Annotated in this window: 21 protein-coding genes; 13 read left to right on the top strand and 8 right to left on the bottom strand. The window is 72.9% G+C overall.

From position 1 onward, the window contains the following. Positions 1–440 precede the first annotated feature (440 nt). From gatC to gatB, 4 genes are read left to right on the top strand one after another with little or no spacing between them, the layout of a single operon-like run. Positions 441–737, top strand: coding sequence for an Asp-tRNA(Asn)/Glu-tRNA(Gln) amidotransferase subunit GatC (gene gatC / locus CG747_RS01080; RefSeq protein WP_016573597.1), 297 nt, complete (start codon positions 441–443; stop codon positions 735–737). 5 nt (positions 738–742) lie between these two features. Further along, positions 743–2,236 (top strand): Asp-tRNA(Asn)/Glu-tRNA(Gln) amidotransferase subunit GatA, encoded by a 1,494-nt coding sequence (gene gatA, locus CG747_RS01075; RefSeq protein WP_100599669.1) that lies wholly within the window; start codon positions 743–745, stop codon positions 2,234–2,236. Between the two features lie 37 nt (positions 2,237–2,273). Continuing rightward, entirely contained in the window at positions 2,274–2,516 is a 243-nt protein-coding gene (locus tag CG747_RS01070) for a hypothetical protein (RefSeq protein WP_100599668.1), read from the top strand. Positions 2,517–2,547: 31 nt separating this feature from the next. Further along, positions 2,548–4,056, top strand: a complete 1,509-nt coding sequence (gene gatB, locus CG747_RS01065) for an Asp-tRNA(Asn)/Glu-tRNA(Gln) amidotransferase subunit GatB (RefSeq protein ID WP_100599667.1) — start codon at positions 2,548–2,550, stop codon at positions 4,054–4,056. A gap of 126 nt (positions 4,057–4,182) precedes the next feature. On the opposite strand, the gene CG747_RS01060 is transcribed toward gatB, so the two are convergent. The 3 genes from CG747_RS01060 to CG747_RS01050 are packed head-to-tail and all read right to left on the bottom strand — an operon-like array spanning position 4,183 to position 6,271. Beyond that, positions 4,183–5,187: an aldo/keto reductase gene (locus tag CG747_RS01060; RefSeq protein ID WP_100599666.1), complete on the bottom strand. Its 1,005-nt coding sequence runs from the start codon at positions 5,185–5,187 to the stop codon at positions 4,183–4,185. Then, complete coding sequence (locus CG747_RS01055) at positions 5,184–5,450, bottom strand: DUF397 domain-containing protein (protein ID WP_100599665.1); 267 nt, start codon at positions 5,448–5,450, stop codon at positions 5,184–5,186. Before CG747_RS01055 ends, CG747_RS01060 begins: the two co-directional genes overlap by 4 nt. Beyond that, complete coding sequence (locus CG747_RS01050; RefSeq protein WP_100599664.1) at positions 5,447–6,271, bottom strand: helix-turn-helix transcriptional regulator; 825 nt, start codon at positions 6,269–6,271, stop codon at positions 5,447–5,449. Before CG747_RS01050 ends, CG747_RS01055 begins: the two co-directional genes overlap by 4 nt. 112 nt (positions 6,272–6,383) lie before the next feature. Here CG747_RS01050 and CG747_RS01045 point away from each other — a divergent pair, with 112 nt between their 5' ends. From CG747_RS01045 to CG747_RS01035, 3 genes are all read left to right on the top strand, one after another. After that, positions 6,384–6,815: an ATP-binding protein gene (locus CG747_RS01045; RefSeq protein ID WP_100599663.1), complete on the top strand. Its 432-nt coding sequence runs from the start codon at positions 6,384–6,386 to the stop codon at positions 6,813–6,815. Between the two features lie 137 nt (positions 6,816–6,952). After that, positions 6,953–9,070 carry a phosphocholine-specific phospholipase C gene (locus CG747_RS01040; RefSeq protein ID WP_100599662.1) on the top strand — a complete coding sequence of 706 codons (2,118 nt, stop codon included), beginning with the start codon at positions 6,953–6,955 and terminating at the stop codon, positions 9,068–9,070. 318 nt (positions 9,071–9,388) lie between these two features. After that, positions 9,389–11,614 carry an MMPL family transporter gene (locus CG747_RS01035; protein WP_257980164.1) on the top strand — a complete coding sequence of 742 codons (2,226 nt, stop codon included), beginning with the start codon at positions 9,389–9,391 and terminating at the stop codon, positions 11,612–11,614. Positions 11,615–11,687: 73 nt separating this feature from the next. Here the strand turns inward: CG747_RS01035 and CG747_RS01030 are convergent, their stop codons facing one another. Both CG747_RS01030 and CG747_RS01025 read right to left on the bottom strand, forming a co-directional pair. Next, positions 11,688–11,951, bottom strand: a complete 264-nt coding sequence (locus CG747_RS01030) for a hypothetical protein (protein ID WP_100600044.1) — start codon at positions 11,949–11,951, stop codon at positions 11,688–11,690. Positions 11,952–12,121: 170 nt separating this feature from the next. After that, a complete protein-coding gene (locus CG747_RS01025) occupies positions 12,122–12,355 on the bottom strand; it encodes a hypothetical protein (RefSeq protein WP_100599661.1) in 234 nt (77 codons plus the stop codon). A gap of 235 nt (positions 12,356–12,590) precedes the next feature. Between CG747_RS01025 and CG747_RS01020 the strand changes: the two genes are divergently transcribed. The 4 genes from CG747_RS01020 (at position 12,591) to CG747_RS01005 (ending at position 17,587) form a co-directional block, all read left to right on the top strand. Next, complete coding sequence (locus CG747_RS01020) at positions 12,591–13,118, top strand: DUF5994 family protein (RefSeq protein WP_100599660.1); 528 nt, start codon at positions 12,591–12,593, stop codon at positions 13,116–13,118. Positions 13,119–13,243: 125 nt separating this feature from the next. Beyond that, entirely contained in the window at positions 13,244–13,957 is a 714-nt protein-coding gene (locus tag CG747_RS01015) for a hypothetical protein (protein WP_100599659.1), read from the top strand. 254 nt (positions 13,958–14,211) lie between these two features. Then, positions 14,212–14,400 (top strand): hypothetical protein, encoded by a 189-nt coding sequence (locus CG747_RS01010; RefSeq protein ID WP_100599658.1) that lies wholly within the window; start codon positions 14,212–14,214, stop codon positions 14,398–14,400. A gap of 88 nt (positions 14,401–14,488) precedes the next feature. Then, complete coding sequence (locus CG747_RS01005; protein ID WP_100599657.1) at positions 14,489–17,587, top strand: helix-turn-helix transcriptional regulator; 3,099 nt, start codon at positions 14,489–14,491, stop codon at positions 17,585–17,587. A 13-nt stretch (positions 17,588–17,600) separates the two neighbouring features. Here the strand turns inward: CG747_RS01005 and CG747_RS01000 are convergent, their stop codons facing one another. The 3 genes from CG747_RS01000 to CG747_RS00990 all read right to left on the bottom strand — a co-directional run bounded on the left by CG747_RS01000 (position 17,601) and on the right by CG747_RS00990 (position 20,315). Continuing rightward, the gene (locus tag CG747_RS01000; RefSeq protein WP_100599656.1) at positions 17,601–17,798 is read right to left on the bottom strand and encodes a DUF6191 domain-containing protein; all 198 of its coding nucleotides are present in this window, start codon (positions 17,796–17,798) and stop codon (positions 17,601–17,603) included. A gap of 99 nt (positions 17,799–17,897) precedes the next feature. After that, the gene (locus CG747_RS00995; protein WP_180985363.1) at positions 17,898–19,055 is read right to left on the bottom strand and encodes a sorbosone dehydrogenase family protein; all 1,158 of its coding nucleotides are present in this window, start codon (positions 19,053–19,055) and stop codon (positions 17,898–17,900) included. Positions 19,056–19,274: 219 nt separating this feature from the next. Next, the gene (locus CG747_RS00990) at positions 19,275–20,315 is read right to left on the bottom strand and encodes an aldo/keto reductase (protein WP_100599654.1); all 1,041 of its coding nucleotides are present in this window, start codon (positions 20,313–20,315) and stop codon (positions 19,275–19,277) included. 88 nt (positions 20,316–20,403) lie between these two features. Between CG747_RS00990 and CG747_RS00985 the strand changes: the two genes are divergently transcribed. Together CG747_RS00985 and CG747_RS00980 are read left to right on the top strand one after the other, a co-directional pair. After that, entirely contained in the window at positions 20,404–21,396 is a 993-nt protein-coding gene (locus tag CG747_RS00985; protein WP_100599653.1) for a 2-hydroxyacid dehydrogenase, read from the top strand. Positions 21,397–21,669: 273 nt separating this feature from the next. Beyond that, a complete protein-coding gene (locus CG747_RS00980) occupies positions 21,670–24,588 on the top strand; it encodes a putative bifunctional diguanylate cyclase/phosphodiesterase (protein ID WP_374701725.1) in 2,919 nt (972 codons plus the stop codon). Positions 24,589–24,682: the final 94 nt, after the last annotated feature.

The raw sequence follows: 24,682 nt of genomic DNA, 5'->3' as shown, positions 1-24,682 counted from the left end.
CCGCAAGCCGACGACCCGGAAGACAACGAGCCCGAAGCCGACGAGCCGCAAGCCGACGACCCCGAAGCCGACGCCCCCGAAGCCGACGAGCCGGCAGTGCACGACCCGGCAGCGCACGACCCGGCACCGCGGGCGCCGGACGGCCCCGGCGCGCCGGACGACCCCAGGGCAAACGATCCGCCACCGGGCCCCCCGGCGGCGGACGGCGGCTGACCCCGGCCGCCGCCGGGACCCGTGGGGCGGCCCCCGGCGGACCGCCCGCGCCCCGCCGGGCGGCCCGCCGGACCGGCCCGCGAGGCGCTCCGGCGAAAGCGTTTCGCGGCAGCGTTCCCGTACGCCATAGGATTGGGCCGGAATACTCCGCCGGAGAATTCGCTCAGAAATCTCCTTCCGGACACTCCGCCCAGAACACTCCGCCGAAAACACCAGAGGATCTCTGCATGCCTGGCATCACGCGCGAGGAGGTCGCCCACCTCGCCCGGCTGGCACGTCTGGAGCTGAAGGACGAAGAGCTCGACCACTTCGCCGGACAGCTCGACGACATCATTGGCGCGGTCGCCCGCGTCTCCGAGGTCGCCGGCCAAGACGTCCCGCCGACGTCCCACCCGCTGCCCCTGACCAACGTGATGCGGCCGGACGAGGTCCGTCCGTCGCTCACCCCCGAGCAGGCGCTCTCCGGCGCCCCGGCCCAGGAGCAGCAGCGTTTCAAGGTGCCGCAGATCCTGGGGGAGGAGTGACCGACATGGCTGACCTGATCAAGCTCACCGCCGCCGAGATCGCGGCGAAGATCGCCGCCGGCGAGCTCACCGCCGTCGAGGTGACCGAGGCGCACCTGGCCCGCATCGAGGCCGTCGACGAGAAGGTGCACGCCTTCCTGCACGTGGACCGCGAGGGCGCGCTGGCCCAGGCCCGCGCCATCGACGAGAAGCGGGCCCGTGGCGAGAAGCTGGGCCCGCTGGCCGGTGTCCCGCTCGCCCTGAAGGACATCTTCACCACCCAGGACATGCCGACCACCGTCGGCTCGAAGATCCTCGAAGGGTGGATGGCGCCCTACGACGCCACGCTGACCAAGAGGCTCAAGGAAGCCGACGTCGTCATCCTCGGCAAGACCAACATGGACGAGTTCGCCATGGGGTCGTCGACGGAGAACAGCGCCTACGGGCCGACCGGCAACCCCTGGGACCTCACCAAGATCCCCGGCGGCTCCGGCGGCGGCTCCTCCGCCGCCCTGGCCTCCTTCCAGGCCCCGCTGGCCATCGGCACGGACACCGGCGGTTCGATCCGCCAGCCCGCCGCCGTCACCGGCACCGTCGGCGTCAAGCCCACCTACGGCGGGGTCTCCCGCTACGGCATGGTGGCCTTCTCCAGCTCCCTGGACCAGGGCGGCCCGTGCGCCCGCACGGTGCTGGACGCGGCGCTGCTGCACGAGGCCATCGCCGGCCACGACCCGCTGGACTCCACCTCCATCGACGCCCCGGTCCCGGCGGTCGTCGAGGCGGCCCGCAACGGCAGCGTGGACGGGATGCGGGTCGGCGTCGTCAAGCAGTTCCGCGGCGAGGGCTACCAGCCCGGCGTCCTGCAGCGCTTCGACGAGTCGGTCGCGCTGCTCAAGGAGCTCGGCGCCGAGATCGTCGAGCTGGACTGCCCGTCCTTCGACCTGGCGCTGGCCGCGTACTACCTGATCGCGCCCTCCGAGTGCTCCTCGAACCTCGCCCGCTTCGACGCCATGCGCTACGGCCTGCGGGTCGGCGACGACGGCACGAAGTCCGCCGAGGACGTCACCGCACTGACCCGCGAGGCCGGCTTCGGCCCCGAGGTCAAGCGCCGCATCATGCTCGGCACGTACGCGCTCAGCTCCGGCTACTACGACGCGTACTACGGCAGCGCCCAGAAGGTCCGCACGCTGATCACCCGCGACTTCGAGCGGTCCTTCGAGCAGGTCGACGTGATCATCTCGCCGACCACGCCGACCACCGCGTTCCCGATCGGCGAGCGCAGCGACGACCCGATGGCGATGTACCTCGCCGACGTGTGCACCATCCCCGCCAACCTGGCGGGCAACGCCGCCATGTCGCTGCCCTGCGGTCTGGCCCCCGAGGACGGGCTGCCGGTGGGGCTGCAGATCATCGCCCCGGCCATGGCCGACGACCGGCTCTACAAGGTCGGCGCCGCGGTCGAGTCCGCGCTCACCGAGAAGTGGGGCCACCCGCTCCTTGAGGAGGCACCGGCCCTGTGAGCGGAGCTGTCAACGAGGTCCTGCTGGAGGAGACGCTGTGAGTGGAAAGCTGGCCAAGGCCAAGAGCTTCAAGAAGTCCAAGCCCGGCACCTACCTGTCCATCGGCACCACGCTGTTCGGCGCGGTGAGCGTCGTCAAGCAGGCGAAGAAGGCCAAGGGGGAGCACGACACGCTCCAACTGATCGACGCCGTTGTCTCCGCCGCCGCCATCGTCACCGGTGTCGCCCTGCTCGTCCGCGAACTGCGCCGTCTCAACGACGACGACGTCCTCGCGGGCTGACCGGCGCCGGACCTGAGAGGTTAGTTTCACCGTGACTGTCACCGACCTGGTGCCGTACGAGGACGCGCTGGCCACCTACGACCCTGTGATGGGTCTTGAGGTGCACGTCGAGCTCGGTACCAAGACCAAGATGTTCTGCGGGTGCGCCACCACGCTGGGCGCCGAGCCCAACTCGCAGACCTGCCCCACCTGCCTGGGCCTGCCCGGCTCCCTCCCGGTCGTCAACGCGACCGGCGTGGAGTCCGCCATCAAGATCGGCCTGGCCCTGAACTGCACCATCGCCGAATGGTGCCGCTTCGCCCGGAAGAACTACTTCTATCCGGACATGCCGAAGAACTTCCAGACCTCCCAGTACGACGAGCCGATCGCCTTCGACGGCTACCTCGACGTGCAGCTGGAGGACGGCGAGATCTTCCGCGTCCACATCGAGCGCGCCCACATGGAGGAGGACACCGGCAAGTCCACCCACATCGGTGGGGCGACCGGCCGGATCCACGGCGCCCGGCACTCGCTGCTGGACTACAACCGCGCCGGCATCCCGCTCATCGAGATCGTCACCAAGCCGATCGAGGGCGCCGGCGAGCGGGCCCCCGAGGTCGCCAAGGCGTACGTCGCCGAGCTCCGCGAGCTGATCAAGGCGCTGGGCGTCTCCGAGGCCCGTATGGAGATGGGCCAGATGCGCTGCGATGTGAACCTCTCGCTGCGGCCCCACGGCACCGAGAAGTTCGGCACCCGCTCGGAGACCAAGAACGTCAACTCGCTGCGCTCCGTCGAGCGGGCCGCCCGTTTCGAGATCCAGCGTCACGCCGCGGTGCTCTCCTCCGGCGGCACGATCGTCCAGGAGACCCGGCACTTCCACGAGGAAGACGGTTCCACCACCGCGGGCCGGATCAAGGAGGAGGCGGAGGACTACCGCTACTTCCCCGAGCCGGACCTGGTGCCGGTGGCCCCGGCCCGCGACTGGGTCGAGGAGCTGCGGGCGACCCTGCCCGAGCTGCCGCGGGTCCGCCGCAACCGGCTCCGCGAGGAGTGGGGCGTCTCCGAGCTCGACATGCAGTCGATCCTCAACGCCGGTGCGGTCGACCTGATCGTCGCCACCACCGAGGCCGGTGCGGACGCCGCCGCGGCCCGCAAGTGGTGGATGGGCGAGCTGGCCCGCCGCGCCAACGAGGACGGGGTGGAGCTCGGCGCACTGCCGATCACCCCGGAGCAGGTCGCCCGGGTCGCCGCGCTGGTCTCCGAGGGCTCGCTCAACGACAAGCTGGCCCGCCAGGCCATCGAGGGCGTGCTGGCCGGCGAGGGCGACCCCGACGCGGTCGTCGAGAAGCGCGGCCTGAAGGTCGTCTCCGACGAGGGTGCGCTCGGCACCGCCGTGGACGAGGCGATCGCCGCCAACGCCGCGATCGCCGACAAGATCCGCGGCGGCAAGGTCGCCGCCGCCGGTGCCCTGGTCGGCGCGGTCATGAAGGCCACCCGCGGTCAGGCGGACGCCGCCCGCGTCCGCGAGCTGATCCTGGAGAAGCTGGGCGTCGAGGGCTGATCCCCCGCTGGTACGCGAAGCGGCCGTCCTTCTGCGGAAGGGCGGCCGTTTCGCGTGCGGGCGCGACGCGTGAACCGGGCCGGGGGCGAGGAATGCCGCGGCCGCTGCTGCTCGCCGCCAGCCCGGTCAGTGACCGAGGCGGGCCAGGGCGGCGAGCGGGTAGCGCTCCCCGGCCACCGCGCCGTCGGGCACGGCGGCGCGGAGCCGGTCCGCCTGCTCCGGGCTGAGCACGAGGTCGGCCGCGGCCGCGTTCTCCTCCAGATACGTCCGGCGCTTGGTGCCGGGGATCGGCACGAGGTCCTCGCCCTGGGCGAGCAGCCAGGCCAGGACGGCCTGCGCCGGGGTGCAGCCGAGGGACTCGGCGGTGGTGCGCAGGGCCCGTACGAGTGCGAGATTGTGCTCGATGTTCTCGTCCGCGAACCGCGGCCACCGGCGCCGGGCGTCGTCGGCGGTGAGGTCGCCGCGGGAGGAGAGGGCGCCCGTCAGCATGCCGCGCCCGAGCGGTGAGTACGCGACGACGCCGATGCCCAACTCCCGGCAGGTCGCCTGCATCTCGCCCTCCAGCACCTCGCGGGTGAAGAGGGAGTGCTCCAGCTGTACGGCGCTGATGGGGTGGATGGCGTGGGCCCGGCGCAGCGTCCGCGGGTTCACCTCGCTGAGGCCGAGGTGGCGTACGGAGCCCTCGGCGACCAGCTCCGCCATGGCGCCGACCGTCTCCTCGATGGGGACGGCCGGGTCGCGCCGGTGCATGTAGTACAGGTCGATCCGGTCCGTGCCGAGGCGGCGCAGGGAGGCGTGGCACGCGGTGCGCACCCAGGCGGCGGAGGTGTCGACCTCGTTCACCCGCCCGGTGGCCGCGTCGTGCCGCAACCCGAACTTGGTCGCGACGACCAGTCCGTCCCGCACGGCGGTCGGCCGACTGCTCAACCAACGCCCGAGGAACTCCTCGTTGGCGCCCCGCCCGTACGCGTCCGCGGTGTCGAGCAGGGTCACCCCGAGCTCGACCGCCCGGTCCAGGGTGCGGAGGGACTCGGCATCGTCCGGTACGCCGTACGACGTCGACATCCCCATGCAGCCCAGGCCGAGCGCGGAGACGGCCGGTCCGTGGGAGCCGAGCCGCCGCTGCCTCACAGCCGCACGACGTCCGCGACGAACGCGCCCCAGGCACCGGCCGGCAGGGTGAGCACCGGCCCGTCGGGGTTCTTGGAGTCGCGGATGTGGATGGTGGTGTGGGAGGCGGACACTTCGAGGCAGGCGCCGCCTTGGTCGCTGCTGTGGCTCGACTTGCGCCAGTCGGCGGCTACTTCGAGGCAGTTGCCACCCGCGCTGGCGCTGTAGCTGGACTTGAACCAGGCAAGACCGTCGGAGGACGTCTGGGCTGCTGTGCTGGTCATGACTCTCCTAGCAAGTCGTCCAGCAGACCCTTGGACTCCTCAGGGGTGAGGGCCTGCGACCGCAGCATCCCATACACCTGTTGGTACACGCTGACCTCACCGGGGTCGTCGACCAGGAAGCTGATGCGTTGCGCCTCGATGTATGCCAGGTGATCGTGGTCGGGCGTCTCCAGAAGGACGAGGGGGCCGTCGAGCGAGGCATGTGCGCCTCGGGAGGTAGGCATGATCTGGAGTCCCAGGAAGGGAAGTTCGGCGCATTGCCGAAGATGGCGGAGCTGTCCGCGTAGAGTGTCCGGCCCTCCTACGGGTCGATGGAGCAGCACCTCTTCCAGGATGAAGTTGAGCATCGGCCGAGGCTTCTTGCGTTCCAGGAGCCTTTGGCGATCGAGTCGCGCGGAGACCCATTCGTCCGCCTGGTCCTCATCAAGTGGCGGGTAGAGGCAGTCGAACACGGCTCGTGCGTAAGGCGCGGTCTGTAGAAGGCCCGGAACCACCTGGTTCTCGTACGAGAGCAATGTCAGTGCCTCCTCCTCGTGCTCCACGAGTGACTGGACGAAGGCGGGGAGTTTCTCGCGCTCCGGCACTTTTTTGACCGCAACCGCCAACGCCCCCTTCGTTCCCAGGATTTCGTCGAACGCCTCGGCCAGGTCGATCTTCAGGGCTCTGCGGCCCTGTTCGATCGAGCCGATGGTGTCCTCGTGTACGCCGACGGCCTCGGCCAGTGCCGGTTGCGTCAACCGGGCCGCCCTGCGGAAGTGGCTCAACTGGGCGCCGATCACATGCCATGACGTGATCCGCTTCGGTTTGTTCGCCTGGTGCATGCCGCTTGCCTTCCCCCCGCCGTGACCGTCTGATGCGGCGTGAAGTCGTACATCGCATCTGTACGACTTCACGCTGTGGTCCAGCGTAGTCACGGGCAGTGACATTGGTGGCATGCAAGAGGAGATTCAGGCCGTCCGGGTCCGTACGGCGTTCTACCGGCGCGAGCGCCGTTCCGTGCCGCTGGCCAGGGAGTTCGCGCGAAGTGCGCTCGCCGGGTGGGACCGGAAGGACAGGGCGGACGAGGTCGTGCTCTGTGTCAGCGAACTGGCCACCAACGCGGTGCTGCACGGTGTGCCGCCGGGGCGCGGCTACCGGCTGTGGCTGGCTCTGGGGGCGGAGGACGGCGTGTTGCGGGTCGAGGTGCACGACAGCGGGGGAGGGGAGCCGAGGGTGCCGGAGCGGGGTGGCGCGGCGGACGCGGAGTGGGGGCGCGGGCTGCTGCTGGTGTCGGCGCTGGCGGACGCGTGGGGCGTCGAGGGGCGGGTGCCGGGAAAAATCGTGTGGTGCGAGTGGCGGCCGGAGGGGGCCGGAGGGCTCTCGTGACGAGCGGCTGGTGGTCATCTGTTTCCAAAGTCGTCACTCGGATACCTATCGCCGGCCATGGGGGGGCACTACCGTCCCGCTCGCAACACCTCAATGGGCTGACCGAAGACCATTGACTGTCGACTGGGAGGTTGGGCGTGGCACCGGAGGTATCTCGTAGACGGGTACTGGGAGTTGGCGCGGCGGCGGCGGGCGCGGCGGTGGCCGGGTCGCTGCTGCCGCCGTCGCTCCAGCAGGCGCTGGCACAGGACGCGGCCCGGCCCGTGCCGCGCGGTGGGGGTGGACTCCGGGAGATCAAGCACGTCGTCGTCCTGATGCAGGAGAACCGTTCCTTCGACCACTACTTCGGGATGCTGCGCGGCGTCCGCGGTTTCGCCGACCGCAACGCCGTCGAACTGCCCGGCGGCGGCAGCGTCTTCGAGCAGCCGGGCCCGCCGGGCGCCCAGCACGTCCTGCCCTTCCCGGTGCGCGAGGCGGCCGCCGCCCAGAAGAAGGACCTCCAGTACATCGGCGCTCTGGACCACAGCTGGGAGGGCGGCCACCGGGCCTGGAACAACGGCTGGATGGACAACTGGACAGCCGCCAAGTCCTCCGCGACCATGGCGCACTACGACCGCCAGGACGTCCCGCTGCACTACGAACTCGCCGACACCTTCACGGTCTGCGACGCGTACCACTCCTCGATCCACTCCTCCACCAGCCCCAACCGGAACCACCTGGTCAGCGGCTGGACCGGCTTCGAACCGGGCAGCGGCAAGCGGGCGGTCGGCAACGACGCGTACGACGAGGACACGCACACCGGCTACACCTGGACCACCTACCCCGAGCGCCTGGAGAAGGCGGGCCGCACCTGGCGGGTCTACCAGGAGTGGGACAACTTCACCGACAACAACCTGGAGTTCTACGCCTCCTTCAAGGCGGTCGCGCACAAGGCCCTGGCCAAGGTGGACGGGGTGCACAACATGACCGCCTACTACGGGAAGCTGGCCGGTGCGAGCGACGCCGAGCGCACCCGGCTGGCGGGCCTCCTGGAGGACGGCGTCAAGGCGCTGAGCAAGGCCGAGCGGAGCCTGTTCGAGCGGGCGCTGCGGCGTGGCGATCCGCACTCCACGGTCGCCGCGTTCGCCGCCGACGTGGCGAGCGGGAAGCTGCCCGAGGTGTCGTACATCGTCCCGTCCGCGGCCGACTCCGAGCATCCCGGCGACTCCTCGCCCATCGAGAGCGCCACCCTCGTCTACAAGGTCCTGGACGCGCTGGGCAGCCACCCGGACGTCTGGCGGCACACCGCGCTGTTCCTGACGTACGACGAGAACGACGGGTTCTTCGACCATGTGCCGCCGCCGGTGCCGCCGGCCGGGACCGCGGGCGAGTTCTGGGAGGGGAAGCCGGTCGGGCTCGGGATGCGGGTCCCGATGCTGGTGATCTCGCCCTGGACGGTGGGCGGGTACGCCTGCTCGCAGGTCTTCGACCACACCTCGATCACCCGGTTCCTGGAGCGCTGGACCGGGATCGAGGAGCCCAACATCAGCGCCTGGCGGCGGACCGTCTGCGGAGACCTGACCACCGCCTTCGACTTCTCGCGCGGCCGCAGGCAGCCGACCGTCCACCAGCCCGGCCCGATCCCGCCGTTCAGCGGCCGCTGGAAGCCGCTGCCGCCGGTCCACCAGGCGCTGCCCCAGCAGGAGCACGGCACCCGCCCGGCCCGCGCGCTGCCCTACCAGCCGGACGCCGACGGCGGCTTCGACCCGGGCGCCGGCACCTTCCGCCTGGCGGTGCGGAACGGCGGCACCGCGTCGGCGCACCTGGCGCTCCATCCGTACGCCAAGGAGTTCGACACCCCGCAGCACCGGGACGTCCGCAAGCCGACGGAGTGGGCGGTGCCGGTCAAGGGCGGCGGCTACCGCTTCACGGTGACCGGGCCCAACGGCTTCCGGCGGGAGTTCGCCGGCACCGCGCAGGGGGCCGCCGCGGGCGTCCGGATCGGCTCCCGGATCGACGCCGCGCGCCGGGAACTGCACCTGACCCTGATCAACCCGGGCGGCACCGATCTCACCGTCACCCTGACCCCGCTGGCCTACGCGGACACCGCGCCGCGCACGCTGGTCGTACGGGCCGGCGGCACCCGCACCGTCGCGCACGCCGCCGGCGACGCGCACGGCTGGTACGACCTGGAGCTGAAGACCGCCGAGGACGGTTCCTTCCACCGCCGGCTGATGGGGCACGTGGAGAACGGCAAGGAGTCGGTCACCGGGTGATCACTGGGTGAGCGGGGCGGGGGTCGGATCCGGGGAGCGGGATAAAGGAGGGAAAGTCCGTTAAGGGGCTTTTGCGGGGAATAACCGCCCGATAAACAGGCCGGGTTGCCTCCGCTGTCGTCTCTGTGGGGAAGTCCACAAAGGGGACAAAGGATCTTTTCGGGCTGACACTCTGCACTCGGAAGCGGGGCCGCCGTACCGGCAACGGCCGCGGCAGCCCCCGCACCGGCCCCCGTCCCCCCACCCCCCCCGCCCCGTCCGTCCGCGTTCGGCACCACCCGCTCCCGGGAGATATCGGCGCACGACCGGAAGCAGCCCGTGACCGCTCTGGCCCGCTGGTGCCTCAGGCGCCGCCTCGTGGTGATCCTCCTCTGGCTCGCCGCCCTCACCGGGACGACCGTTGCCGCGGGCGTGATCGGAAGCGCCTACTCCACCGACTACGCGGTCCCCGGCACCGAATCCGGGCAGGCCGGCGCCCTGCTGGCCAAGGCGTTCCCGGACCGCGCCGGCGACAGCGACACCATCGTCTGGCACACCGCGGCCGGCACCGTCCGCTCCACCGCGGTCCGCACGACCATGACGCACACCCTCGCCGAGGTCGGCCGGCTGCCCGGCGTCGCCGACGTCCAGAGCCCCTACGGACCGGGCGGCGCCGGGCAGATCAGCCACGACGGACGCACCGCCTACGCCTCGGTGACCTTCCGCAGCTCGTCCGACGACCTGCCCGCGGCCCAGGCCCGCGCGGTCGTCAGCACCGCCCGCGCGGCGGCCGGCAACGGCCTCCAGGTCGAGCTGGGCGGCAGCGGTGTCGCCCTCACCCAGGCGCCGCACGAACGACTCCCGGAGATCATCGGGCTGGCCGCGGCGGCCGTGGTGCTCTTCCTCGCCTTCGGGTCGCTCGCCGCGACCCTGCTGCCGATCGTCACCGCGCTGGCCGCCGTCGGCACCGCCTCCGCCGGGATCAGCCTGCTCGGCCACGCCATGACGGTCGCCGACTTCGCCCCGATGCTGGGCATGCTGATCGGCCTCGGCGTGGGCATCGACTACGCGCTCTTCATCGTCACCCGGCACCGCAAGGGGCTGCGCGCCGGACTCACCGTGCAGGAGTCCGCCGAACGCGCGCTGGCGGTGTCCGGGCGCGCGGTGGTCTTCGCCGGTGCCACCGTCTGCATCGCCCTGCTCGGCATGCTCACCCTGCGGCTGGGCTTCCTCAACGGCGTCGCGCTGGCCGCCTCGCTCACCGTCGTCCTCACCGTCGCCGCCGCCGTCACCCTGCTGCCCGCCCTGCTCGGCGTGATCGGGACCCGTGCCCTGAGCCGCCGCGAGCGCCGCCGGCTGGCCGCAGAGGGGCCGCGGCCCGACCCGGGCACCGGCCCGGCCGCCCGCTGGGCCGGCTTCGTCGAACGCCACCCCAAGCTGCTCGGCGCCGCCGCGGCCGCCGTGATGCTCACCCTCGCGGTGCCCACCCTCGGACTCCACCTGGGCACCTCGGACCAGGGCAACGACCCGGCCACCGCCACCACCCGCAAGGCGTACGACCTGCTGGCGGACGGCTTCGGGCCCGGCTTCAACGGGCCGCTGACGCTGGTCGGTTCGCTCGACGGCGCCACCGACCGGCTCGCCTTCGACAAGCTCCCGCACACCCTCCGGGACACCCCCGGCGTCGCCGAGGTCAGCGGCCCGGAGTTCGACGGCGGCCACGCCACCGGCGTGATCACCGTCGTACCGGACAGCTCACCGCAGTCCCAGCGGACCTCCGACCTCGTCGACCGGCTGCGCACCGACGTACTGCCGGACGCGGCGGACGGCACCACGCTGAAGGTGCGGGTCGGCGGGGTCACCGCCGGCTACGACGACTTCGCCGACGTCATCATCGGCAAACTGCCGCTCTTCATGGGCGCCGTCATCGGCCTCGGCTCCGTCCTGCTGCTGCTCGCCTTCCGCAGCATCGGCATCCCCCTCAAGGCCGCGCTGATGAACCTCGCCGCGGTCGCCGCGTCCTTCGGGATCGTCGTCGCGGTCTTCCAGTGGGGGTGGGGGAGCGAGGCGCTGGGCCTGGGCAGCGCCGGCCCCATCGAGCCGTTCCTCCCGGTCATCATGGTCTCGGTGCTCTTCGGGCTCTCCATGGACTACCAGGTCTTCCTGGTCAGCCGGATGTACGAGGAGTGGCAGCGGACGGGCGACAACCGGCGGTCCGTACGGGTCGGGCTCGCCGAGACCAGCCGGGTGATCAACTCGGCCGCGGTGATCATGATCGCGGTCTTCGGGGCGTTCGTCCTCAGCGGCGACCGGATCATCGCGATGTTCGGCATCGGCCTCGCCGCGGCCGTCGCCCTGGACGCCTTCGTCCTCCGCACACTGCTGGTCCCGGCCCTGATGCACCTGCTGGGCGGCGCCAACTGGTGGCTGCCGGCCTGGCTGGAACGCCGGCTGCCGCGACTGAGCATCGAACCCCCGGCGGAACCCGGCACCCCGGCGGAGCGGACGGACGAGCGCGACGACGCGCGGGCACCGGCGGAGGTCCAGGGCACTGCCCGGCGCTGATCCGCCGGCCGAGCCCTTGCCCGGTGCTGATCCGCCGGACAGCCTGTGCCGGGCGGGAGCGGGCCCGGGCCGCTCAGAGTTCGTCCGTGTGCGGCCGGTCCTTCCCGGCCGACCGCCCGGACACCAGCCAGGACCGGGCGGGCTGGGCCGCGCGGGTGGTGTCCACGGTGAGATGGAGGCGGGTGCCGCCGTCGCTGCCCGCGGGGTAGCTGCGCTGTTCGGTGGTCGCGTAGCTGCGGCGCAGCTTCTCGGCGACCCGGCGCGCGGCCTCCGGGGTCGCGGCGACGATCCGCACCTCGGCCCGGCCGCTCAGGGGCGGGGCTTCGGCGGGCTCCATGGCGGCTTCCTGGCTGGGGAACGGTGAGTCGGCGCGGTCGGCCGGGGGCGCCGGCGCCCTGCCGCCGCGGAGCACCACGGTCCGGGCTTCGTGCCCGGCGTTGAGCAGCTGGATCAGGAAGCCGGCAGCGATGATCATGGTGATGATCGCGGCCACGGCGAGGGAGTTCGTCATGTCCTCACGCCCTTCGGGCGGCGTGCCGGCCCCCGGACCGGCGGCCCGTGCACGACCGGGGCCTCGGGAGCCGCCGCACCGCCCTCCGCGTCCCACGTCTCCTCCTCGCATCGCGTCTCCCGCGCGTCGCGGGCCGCCGCTTCCGCGTCGGCGCGGCGGCGGGCGGTGCGGAGGTTCTCGGCGTCGGCCGCGGGGGCCGGAGGTGTCGCACGTTCGGTGCTCGGAGTCATGATGCGATCCTGTCCCCAGGCCCGCCCCCGACCGCGGCCCGGTGTCGTCGCTCGCCGGAAACGACACCCGCTACGGAACTGGTGTGCGACGTGCCTCCGGTGCCTCCACGGTACTCCGGGGCGTCGTTACGGCCCCGGAGTACCGTGGAGGCACCGAGGCTTCCGTACGCCGGCGGCCGCGCCGGCGTCGGCACGGTAAACCGCGGGCACACGCACCGCAGGCGGGCGGAACACCATGGCCGGCACCGACACCCCGGACACTCCGAAACTCCTACCGGACGCGGTCCACGAGACCGTCCAGCCCGGCACGGCCCTCCTGAGGCTGGCGACGACCCAGTCCCGCGAAGGGATCCTCGACGGCGCCTGGTGGCCGCGCTCCCGCGACATCGGCGCCGAGCTGCCCGGACTGGTCACCGCACTCACCCGGCACCTCGGCCCCGTGCTGCGCGTCGGACTGGACGCGAGCGCCTGGGAGGCCCTGCCCACCCGGCTGACCATCGGCGACCGGATCGTCCACATCGACTCCTTCCCGATCGGCGACGACACCGTCCTCATCACCCGCGGCGACCGCGACTACTTCTCGCTGCTGGTGGTCCCACCGGAGACCTCGCCCGCCGCGGCCCGCGCGGCGATGGGCCGGGCCGTCCGGGCGGACAACGTCGCCAGGGCCCGGCAGATCCTGATCGACACCGCCACCGGAGGGGCCCGGCAGAGCCCCGTGCAGAGCCCGCGCACCGGCCGGGACCGCGGCCAGCCGGCCTGACGACCGGCCGGCCGCGCCGGGCGCGGTTCCCGTCGGTTCCCCGTGTCGCTCCGCCCTCCGTCGGTGTCCCCCCGGGCGGAGCGACTCTCATACGACTCTCAGACGCGGCACCTACGGTCGCGCCCATGGGAACGACGACCGACAAGCGAACCGACGACGAGACGACCGGCGCCGAGGACACGGGGACCGCGGCGGCGGGGAAGGCCACGGAGACGACGAAGGCCACGGAGACGACGAAGGCCACGGAGACGACGAAGGCCGGGGAGCCGACCAAGGCCGGGGAGAAGGCCGTAACGGAGGAGAAGTCGGAGACCGGCGGGGAGCCCGAAACCGCCGGGGCGACCGGGACCGGTGATGCGGCCGACGCGGCCGAGTCCGGGAGCGGCACCGACGAGGACGACCAGGAGGAGACCGGCGACGAGACCGCGGCCGACCCCGCCGGAGCCCCCGCCGCCGGTGCGGCCGCCGGCGCCGGAGCCGTGGTGGCCGCCGGCCTCGGCTTCGCCTCCGTCACCGGCACCTGGCTCGGCACCCTGCTCGCCGAACGGCAGACGCTGCTGGGCCAGATCAAGCTCCAGTCCGGCAAGGCCACCGACCAGATCGCCGCCGTCTACGGCGCCCCCTGGCACACCACCGCCCTGGTCAACGGGGTGTTCGCGGTGCTCGCCATGCTCGTCGCCGCGGTGGTGCTGACCGGCCGGCGCCCCACCTGGGTGCGGGCCGTCGCCTGGGGCGGACTGGTGCTCGGCCTGCTCGGGCTGATCATCTCGGCGGGGATGTACCTCGACCTGTTCGCCGCCATGCCCAGCATCCCTAAGGCACCCGGCGGCGGCGCCTGAGCCCTCCTGAGGACGGCGGCGGGCGCACCTAAGGCCCCTTGCGTGCGGTGGACCATTCCTAAGGCCCTCAGGTCCCGGGACGACTGTTTCTAAGCCCCCGGCCGCCCGCCGCCCCGGTTTCCGGGCCCCGAACCGGGCCCGGAGATCGGGAACTCTCCCGATGTGGCGGACCCCCCTGGGCGACGAGAGTGGTGGCCGAAGGCGCCCGGCAACCGACCGGGCGTCACCACCGCCTCACCCCAAGGGGAGACCTCATGTACGCCACCGAACTGGAGCTCCGGGTCCGCTACGAGGAGCTGCGCCGCCAGTCCGACCGCCGCCGCCTGGTGCGCGAGGCCGCCGAAGCGACGCGGGACGCCGCCCACTTTGCGAGCGACGATCCCGAAGGGCAGGTGAGGACGGCCAGGGCCCGGCGGGGGCGCGTACGGCGCGCCGCCGCCTGACCCACCGGAGAGGCCCACGGCCGTGCGGACCAGCGAAGACGCCCCCGGTGTGCCGGAAACCACTGCCGCATTGTCGGACCCCTGTGCGATGCTCGGCACTGTGGAAAGCAGACCCGTCAGTCCCGTTTTCGTCGGCCGCGCGGCCGAACTCACCGCGCTGGGCGACGCGCTGGCGCGGGTCGCCGCGTCCCGCGAGCCCCAGGCCCTGCTGATCGGGGGCGAGGCCGGGGTCGGCAAGACCCGCCTCATCGAGGAGTTCTGCGAGACGGCCCGCGGCAGCGGCGCGCAGGTCGCGCTCGGCGGCTGCATCGAAATCGGCTCCGAGGGCCTGCCGTTCGCCCCGTTCTCCTCGATCCTGCACACCCTCAACGCCCACCTACGGGACGAGCTGGCCGCCGCCGTCTCCGGCCAGGAAGGCGAATTGGCCCGCATCCTCCCGGAATTGGGCGAGCCCGCCGGGGAGACCCGGGGCGAGGAGGTCGGCCGGGCCCGCCTCTTCGAGCTGACCGCCCGCCTCCTGGAGCGGCTCGCCGCCCACCGCACCCTCGTCATCCTCGTAGAGGACCTGCACTGGGCCGACCGCTCCACCCGCGAGCTTTTCGCCTACCTCCTGCGCACCCTCCACGACGCCGGCATCCTCCTGGTCGCCACCTACCGCTCCGACGACATCCACCGCCGCCACCCGCTGCGCCCGTTCCTCGCCGAGATCGACCGGATGCGCACCGTCCGCCGCATCGAGCTGAACCGCTTCAACCGCGACGAGGTCCGCTCCCAGATCGCCGGCATCCGGGGCAGCGAGCCCGCGGAGGACACCGTCGACCGGGTCTTCAAGCGCTCCGAGGGCAATGCCTTCTTCGTCGAGGAGCTGGCCCGCGGCCTCGCCGACGGCTGCCTCCACGGCCTCAGCGACCCCCTGCGCGACCTGCTCCTGGTGCGCGTCGAAGCGCTCCCCGAGGACGCCCAGCGGGTGGTGCGGATCGCCGCCGAGGGCGGCTCCACCGTCGAGCACGAACTCCTCGCCGCCGTCTGCCAGATGCCCGAGGACGACCTCATCGAGGCGCTCCGGGCCGCCGTCGGCAGCAACGCCCTCGTCCCCACCCAGGACGGCACCGGCTACCGCTTCCGGCACGCCCTGGTCCGCGAGGCCGTCGTCGACGACCTGCTGCCCGGCGAACGCACCCGCCTCAACCGCCGCTACGCACAGGCCCTGGAGACCGACCCCGCGCTGGTCCGCTCCGAGGTCTGCGCCACCCGCCTCGCCAGCTACTGGTACAAGGCCCACGACGCCGCCAAGGCGCTGCCCGCCGTCCTCGCCGCCTCCGTACAGGCCCGCCGCCGCCACGCCTACGCCGAGCAACTGCGGCTGCTGGACCGCGCCCTGGAGCTGTGGGACGACGCCCCGCCGGAGGTCCGCCAGGGCGTGCGCCCGGTCGACTACGCCGAGGGGTACCCGGCCTGCGGCTGCGACGACGACGCCCTCCGCTTCCTCGACCTGCTCGCCGAGATCGCGGTCGCCGCCCGGCTGTCCGGCGACAGCGAGCGCGCCTTCATGATCACCAAGCGGGCGCTGCGCTATCTGCGCACCGAGAACGACCCCCTCCGCACCGCCTGGTTCCTGGCGCAGCGCTCCCGGCTCTGCCAGGGCACCGGCCGCGGCGACGGCTGGGAGGACCTGGGCAAGGCCCAGGAGCTGATGCGCGGACTGCCGCCGTCCTCCGTGCACGCCACCGTGACGGCCGCCGTCGCCAGCTGGCAGATGCTCCACGAACCGGGCCCCGGCACCTTCACCACCGCCGAACGGGCCGTGGAGCTCGCCAGGTTGGTGGGCGACGAGGAGGCCGAGCTCAACTCCCGGGTGACGCTGGCCGGGCTGCGGGTGGACGCCGGTGACGTCGAAGGGGGGCTCGACGAATTCCGCACCGTCCTCGACCGGGTCGTGGAGCGCGGCTACTTCGCCGTCATCGGCCGCGGCCACATCAACCTCCCGGGCACCCTCGAAGGCGTCGGCCGCTCCCGCGAAGCCGTGGCCGTCACCGACCAGGGCATCGAGCTCACCACCCGCTACGGCCTCAAGAACGCCGCCAGTTGGGTGCTGAGCAACCGCGCCGAATCCCTGCAGTCGCTCGGCCGCTGGGCGGAGGCCGGCCGGGCCGCCGCCGACGCCCGCCGCCTCGCCCAGAACTCCCTCGCCCTGGCCCTGGCCGCCAGCCGCCACACCGCCCTCGCCCTGGACGAGGGCGACCTCGCCGCCGCCGAGCGCGAACTGGCCGTCGCCCAGGAGTACTACGGCACCCACGACCCGCAGCAGCAGCACGCCCTCCCGATGGCCCGGCACGCCCTGCGGCTGGCCGCCCGCCAGGGCCGGATCCTGGACGTCCGCGCCATCCTCGTCCAGGTCGCCCTGGACACCGGCTTCGCCCCCGGCCTGCACCGCTACGCCTGGCCGCTCCTGTGGTCGGCGACCACCGCCGAGGCCGACGCCCGCGGGCTGCCCACCGCCGGTCCCGGCCGGCCCGAGATCCTCGCCCGCATCCGCCACGCCGCCAAGGGGCTGGCCCGGCTCTCCCCGGTGTGGGACGCCCACGGCGCGGCGGTCGAGGCCGAACTCCGCCGCGCCGAGGGCCGGGAGTCCCCCGACGCCTGGGCCGAGGCGGTCGCCGCCTTCGAGCCGCTGGAGCGGCCGCACGAGCTGGCCTGGTGCTGCCGCCGCTGGGCCGAGTCGCTGCTGCACGGCACCGAGCGCGCCACCCTCGGCCTCGACGGCCGCACCCCGCGCGAGGTCGCCGTGCTGCTGCTCGGCCAGGCGCACACCGCCGCGGTGGACATGGGCGCCCAGCCGCTGATCGGCGAACTCGAACTCCTCGCCCAGCGCGCCCGGATACCCCTCGCCGGCCGGCCGGCACCCGCGGCCGGCCCCGCGGCCGGCTCACCGCCGCCCGCCGCCCCCGCCGAGTCCCTGGGGCTGACGCCCCGCGAACGGGACGTGCTCCGCCTCGTCGCCGACGGCCGCAGCAACCGCCAGATCGCCGACACGCTGTTCATCTCGCCGAAGACCGCCAGCGTCCACGTCTCCAACATCCTCGCCAAGCTGGGCGTCTCCGGGCGCGGCGAGGCGGGCGCGGTCGCCCACCGGCTGCGGTTGTTCGCCGAGCCGGCACCGGACAAGGAGCCGGCGCCGGCCACGTAGCGCCGCCGGACGGTCAGCTGCCCGCGGCGGAGCCCTCCGGCGCGGGCGGCTCCGGCCGCGGCCGGACGACCACGACCCCGGACGCCAGGTCGATCGGCCCCTTCCCGCGGTCCCCGTCACCGACGTCGTCCAGCACCAGCGTCATCCGCCGGCGCTCCTCCTCGGTGTGCTTGCCACCGGGCGCGAACAGTTCCTCCACGACGTTGAACACGGTGCCCCCTTCGGCGCGATCACTCACAGATCCACCCGTCCCCGACGCCGAGTCTAGGCAGACCGGCCGCACCGGGGGACCGAACGGGGAGCGGCGGGATCAGCTCACCACCAGGCGGAGGATCCGGTCGTCCCCCTTGCGGGGCTCGCCCCGGCCGTCCGTGTTGCTGGTGACCAGCCACAACGCCCCGTCGTCGGCCGCCACCACGGTCCGCAGCCGCCCGTACTCACCGGTGAGGAACGCCTGCGGTGCGGCCACCGGCCTCGTTCCGTCCAGCGCGATCCGCCACAGCCGCTCGCCCCGCAGCGACGCCATCCACAACGAGCCCTTGGCGTACGCCAGCCCGCTGGGCGAGGCGTCCGCGGGCTTCCACACCAGCACCGGGTCGGCGTACCCCGGCGGCACCGCACCGCCCTTCCGCTTCCCCTCGACCTGCGGCCAGCCGTAGTTCCGGCCCGGCTCGATCAGATTGAGCTCGTCCCAGGCGTCCTGCCCGAACTCCGAGGCCCACAGCCGCTTGTCGGAGTCCCAGGCGAGCCCCTCGACGTTGCGGTGCCCGTAGTCGTACACCACCGAGTCCGGGTCCGGGTTGCCGTGCGCCGGCTCGCCGTCGGGGGTCATCCGCAGGATCTTCCCGGCCGGGGACTTCTTGTCCTGGGCCAGCGCCTTGTCACCGGTCTCCCCGGTGCTCGCGTAGAGCATCCGGTCCGGCCCGAAGGCGAGCCGCCCGCCGTTGTGGAACCGGCCCTTGGGGATGCCCTTGAAGATGGTGTTGGGAGCGCCCAACTGGTTGCCCGCGTCCCGCCGCTCGTCGTAGACCATGCGCGCGATGCGGTTGTCGGACGCGGTGGTGAAGTACGCGTACACCTGGTGGTCGGTGCCGAACGACGAGGAGACCGCCAGCCCCAGCAGCCCGCCCTCGCCCCCGGGCGCCACCCCCGGGACCGACCCCACGTCGGTGACCTTCCCGCCGTGTGCGGCGACCCGCACGATCCGCCCGGTGTCCCGCTCACCCACCAGCAGGTCCCCGCCCGGCAGCACCGCCACGCCCCACGGCGACTTCAGCCCCGTGGCGAGCGTCCCGGTCACCCGCACCGTCCCCTTGGCGGGCGGCACCGCAGCGGACGCCGACGGCCGCGGCGAGGGCGTCCCGGTCCGCTTCCCCGGCCCGGCGGCCCCCGCACCCCCCGCCGCCGTCCCCCCACCGGACGAACACCCCGCCACCAGGAGCAGCGATGCGGCAGCCAACACGGCCATCCGGGAACGACGTTGCACGGCAGGAGTCCTCTCGTCGACGGGCGGGACCAGAACACCACACCCACCTCCGCCAACCCACTCACCCAACCCCCACCCACCGGATTTCCACCCACTCACGGGAGGGGACGGGGCCGACCGCCCCCTCCGCGCCGCAGGCGCGGAAGGCGAACCCCGACGGCGGGAAGCCGACGACGTGGGAAACCGGCCCGGCGCGACGCCTCAGTACCAGGACTCCCGCGCCGGTGGCAGCGCGGCGATCTCCCGCAGGTCCTCGGGGCCGAGCACCAGTTCCGCCGCCTTGGCGTTCTGCGCCGCCCAGCGCTCCTTCTTCGTACCGGGGACGGGGACCACATGGCGCCCCTGGGCCAGCACCCAGGCCAGCGCCACCTGCCCGGGAGCGGCCCCGTGGCGGGCGCCGACCCGGCGCAGTCCGGCCACCACCGGCTGGTTGGCGGCCATCATCTCGGCGGTGAAACGCGGGTGCCGGGCCCGTATGTCCTCCGGCTCGAAGCCCTGCCCCGGGGTGAGGGTGCCGGTCAGGAAGCCGTTGCCCAGCGGCATCGCCGCCAGAAACCCCACCCCGCGCGACTCGCACCACGGCAGCAGCTCCGCCAGCGCCTCCGGCGACCACACCGACAGCTCCGCCTGCACACTGCTCACCGGGAACACCTGCTGGACGCGCTCCAGTTGGCGCAGCGTGCCGGTGTGCAGCCCCGCGCCGCGCAGCCCCCGGCCGCCGGGTACCAACCGCCCGTCCCGGAGGGCCCGCGGCGTCCGCGCGGCGCGCGCCCCCACCGCGGACAGCCCCAGCGCCCGCACCTTCCCGGCCGCCACCAGCTCCGCCATCGCCCCCCAGGTCTCCTCGATGGGCACCTCGGGGTCCGCCCGGTGCAGTTGGTAGAGGTCGATGTGGTCGGTCTGGAGCCGCCGCAGCGAGGCGTCGCAGGCACGCTTGATGTAGCCGGGCCGCCCGTTGGCGACGATGTGCTGGTCGCCGGCGAGCAGCCCGCACTTGGTCGCGACGAAGGCGTCCCGCCGCCGCTCCTTGAGCACCCGCCCCACCAGCAGCTCGTTGGTGAACGGGCCGTACATGTCGGCGGTGTCCAGCAGACTGCACCCCCGGTCGAGCGCGGCGTGCAGCGCCCGTTCCGACCCCTCCCTGCTGCGCTGCGAAGCGCTGTACCCCCAGCTCATCGGCATGCAGCCGAGGCCGATCGCGCCCACCTCCAGGGCCGCCGCGCCGATTGTCCTGCGCTCCACCTGGTCGTGCCTCCGTCCCCTCGCCCCCGATCAAGGGCCAGACCAAACTAACGTCTGAACCAAACGTCTCTTCGCATAGCCTCGGCCCATGGCAACAGCAGACCCGCACGCGACCCCCGGCGACGTATGGCTCCCGATCCCGCCAGACGAGATCGACGGTCTCCCCGACGGCCTCAACTACGTCCACTGGGACGCCGGTCCCGACTATCCGGCCGACCCCGCGCGGTGCGTCTTCTACGCCGTCCCGTACATGAAGTCCGCCGACGTCTGCCTGCGCGCGCTGTCGCTGATGACCCGGGTGCGCGTGGTGCAGGCCCTCACGGCCGGCATCGACCACATGCTCCCCGGGCTGGCCCACCTGCCGCCCGGTGCCCGGTTGTGCAACGCCCGCGGCCTGCACGACGCCAGCACCGCCGAGCTGGCGCTCACCCTGACGCTGGCGGCGCTGCGCGGCGTCCCGGGCTTCGTCCGAGCGCAGGACGCGGGCGAGTGGCGACCGGAGTTCCGCCCGGCGCTCGCCGACAAGTCGGTCCTCATTGTGGGCTATGGTTCGATCGGCAGTGCCATCGAGGACCGGCTCATGCCCTTCGAATGCGCGCGGGTGATGCGCATCGCGCGCACCGCACGTGACACCGTGCGCGGTCCGGTGCATCCACTGTCCGAGCTGACCGCCCTCGTGCCCGCCGCGGACGTCGTCATCCTCGCCACACCTCTCACCGAGCAGACACATGGCCTGGTCGGACGTGATTTCCTGGCCCGGATGAAGGACGGCGCACTCCTGGTGAACGTCGCCCGCGGGCCGATCGTCGACACCGCCGCGCTCCTCGCCGAACTGGAGTCGGGGCGACTCCGCGCCGCCCTCGACGTCACCGATCCGGAACCCCTGCCAACCGGCCATCCGCTGTGGCACGCTCCCGGCGTGCTCATCACTCCACACGTCGGCGGCCCCAGCTCTGCCTTCCTGCCCCGTGCGAAGCGGCTGCTGCGCGGTCAGTTGGCGCTTTTCGCGGCCGGCGAGCCCGTCCGGCACGTCGTCGCCACCGCACCGGAATCCGCAGTGGATCGCTCTACGAGGCCGTAGGGCTGCTCTCCGTATCCACAAATCCCTAGGTCGTTACGCTCCGTAGAGGCACTATGTCCCTGAGTGACGGATCTGGTGTATCGTCCCGAGCGGGGATGCGTCGGATCGTCACGGCGCGATACGAAAGATCCGGAACCGAGGGGGGCGACGGGCGATGTACTGCCGATGGATGATCCGCGAGACACGCGATCCACGACCGCCCGCAGCAAAGCCACCAGGGCCCCGCGCCCGCTGTTCCCGAAGCGGCCCGGCCCGGAAGAACGGGAGAGTACGGTGAGCGCCCCGGGGGCCATGCTCTCCAGGTCGCCCGCGCAGGCCGGCGGTGCCCCGAGTCCGGTGCCGCAGGTCGCACTGGCCGTCGTCTGCGGCGGCTACGCCGTCGGCTCCGTGGTGGGTTGGGGCTCACCGCGGATGGCCGTGATCATGGGGGACTTCGGGCTCAGCCTGGCCGCCCTCGTCGCCGCCGTCTCCTGCGGTCTCTACGCCCGCAGGTACGCCACCCCCTTCCGCCCGGCCTGGGTGCTGTTCGCCCTCTCCTCCGGGATGGCCGGACTCGGCAACGGCGTCTGGGGCTGGTACGAGGTCGTCCAGGGCGCCGCCGTACCCAGCCCGTCCCTGGCCGACTTCTGCTTCCTGATGTTCGCGCCGCCGGCCATCGTCGGCCTGCTGGTGCTCGCCAAGCGGCCGGTGACCAGGGCCGGTTGGGTCTGCCTCGGCCTCGACGCCTGGCTGATCGCCGGCTCCCTGCTGACCATCTCCTGGAGCCTGGCGCTCGCGCACACCGCGCACTTCCAGGGCCGCTCAGTCGCCCAGAGCGCCCTCTCGCTGGCCTACCCGCTGCTGGACATCGTGCTGGTCAGCATGGTCCTGGCGCTGCACTTCCGGCGCTCCTCCGTGCACCGCTCGGCGATCAACACCGCGATCGCCGCACTGGCGCTGACGGTGCTGTGCGACGCGCTGTTCAGCTCCCCGCTGCTGCACGACCACTACCGCTCCGGCCAGATCCTGGACGCCGGCTGGTTCGCCGGCTCGATGCTCTTCGCGTACGCCCCGTGGGTGGGCCGCCGGTCCGGCGCGGAGACCGCCGCCGAGGACCCCCGGCAGACGGTGCGCCGCCCGCAGCTGCCCGGCAGCCGCCCCATCGCGGGCTCGCTGGCCGCCCTGACCCCGTATCTGGCCGCGGCCGTCTGCACCCTGGGCATCCTCACCAACGTCCTGGACGGGCGCCGCATCGACCGCGTGGTGCTCTTCACCGGCTGCGCGGTCGTCCTGGCCCTGGTCGTCCGGCAGGGCATCATGCTCCTCGACAACATCACCCTCACCCAGGAACTCGCGCAGAAGGAGAACCACTTCCGCTCCCTGGTGCAGGGCTCCAGCGACGTCATCATGATCGCCGCACCGACCGGGGTGCTGCGGTACGTGAGCCCCGCCGCCGCCGGGGTCTACGGCCGCGACGCGGAGGAGCTGGTCGGCTCCGAGCTGGCCTCGCTGATCCACCCCGAGGACCTGGGCCGGGTGGTCCACGAGGTCCGCCGGTTCCTCGCCGCCTCGCCCGAGGCCGAGCCGACCACCCGGATCGAGTGCCGCTTCCGGGCCGGCGGGCAGCGCGTCGGCGGTGACGGCTGGCTCAACGTCGAGTCCACGGTCAACCGCCACCACGGCGGCCTGATCTTCAACTCCCGCGACGTCACCGAGCGCGTCCGGCTCCAGGCCCAGCTCCAGCACAACGCCTCGCACGACGCGCTCACCGACCTGCCCAACCGCGCGCTGTTCACCGAGCGCGTCACCAAGGCCGTCACCGGCCGCCGGTCCACCGACCACGACACCGCCGTGCTCTACATCGACCTCGACGGCTTCAAGCAGGTCAACGACACCATCGGCCACCAGGCGGGCGACGAGCTGCTGATCCAGGCGGCCCGCCGGCTCGCGGAATCGGTGCGGGCCGGCGACATAGCGGCCCGGCTCGGTGGCGACGAGTTCGCCGCCCTCATCACCGGCGACGGCACCCGCGACCGCGCGGCCCGGGAGTTCCGCATCCTGGAGATCGCCGACCGGCTGCGGGTGCGGCTCTCCGACCCGTACCGCATCGACGGCCGGGACGTCCGGGTCGCGGCCAGCATCGGCGTCGCCTTCGCCGAACCAGGCGTCAGCCCGGCGGGCCTGCTGCGCAACGCCGACCTGGCGATGTACCGCGCCAAGCAGGCTGGCAAGGGCCGGGTCGAGCTCTACGCCCCGCAGATGCAGGACGAGGTCGCGCACCGCGCCGAACTCGCCAGCAAGCTCCGCACCGCCCTCCAGGACGGCGAGTTCGCGCTGCTGCACCAGCCGGTGGTCGAGCTGGCCAGCGGCCGGATCACCGCGGTCGCCGCACACGCCCGCTGGCGGTCCGCCGAGGGCATCCTGTTCACCCCGGCCGAGTTCCTCCGGGTCGGCGACCGCGGGCGGCTCACCGACGAGGGCGGCGAGCGCGCCGCCGAGCTGGGCCGCTGGCAGCTGGAGGAGGCCGTGGAGCAGGCCGCCGCGCGACACCGCGCCGGCCACCAGGTGCCGGTCGCGGTCCGGCTCTCCGCCCGACGCCTGCTGGACCGCGCACTGACCCCCAAGGCCATCGAGGCGCTGCTCGCCCGGCACGGCCTCCCCTCCGGCGCACTCGTCCTGGAACTGTCCGAAAGTGACCCCCGGATCCCGCTCGACGACCTGGAGCGCCGACTGGTCGCACTGCGCCGACTGGGCGTACGGACCGCCCTGGACGGCTTCGGCAGCGGTTACGCCGCGATGAGCGCGCTGCGCCGGCTCCCCATCGACGTCCTGCGGCTGGACCGCGGGCTGATCGACGGCGTGGTGGAGTCCGCCCGGCTGAACAAGATCACTGCCGGGCTGCTGCGGATCACCTCCGACCTCGGCATGCAGTCGGTCGCGGAGGGTGTCGACCTGCCCGAACAGGTGCTGGCACTGCGCTCCATGGGGTGCACGCACGGCATGGGGCTGGCCTTCTCCGGGCCGCTGGACGAGGCCCGGCTGCGCCGGGCGCTGACCCGCGGCAGCTACCCGGTGCCGGACCTGACCGGCCAGGGTCGGGCGGTGGTGCTCAGCGGCAGCCGACCGGTCCGGCACGGTGCGGTGCCCGGCCCGGAGGCGTTGGCGCATCCCCCGTTGCGCCCAAATAGTGAGACCTCTGTCCCACCCACTTGACACTCGGTGCGCAGGAGGGGGAGGGTCAGTGCCATGCGCACCCGAATTCTCGTACTTGGAAAGCGCGTCGGCTGAAGCTGGGCCCTGACGAACC

It is taken from the genome of Streptomyces sp. CB02959 (assembly GCF_002803155.1).
Lineage (GTDB): Bacteria > Actinomycetota > Actinomycetes > Streptomycetales > Streptomycetaceae > Streptomyces.
Note: the sequence above shows the minus strand (reverse complement) of the source record. Positions and strands in the feature narration are given on the sequence as shown.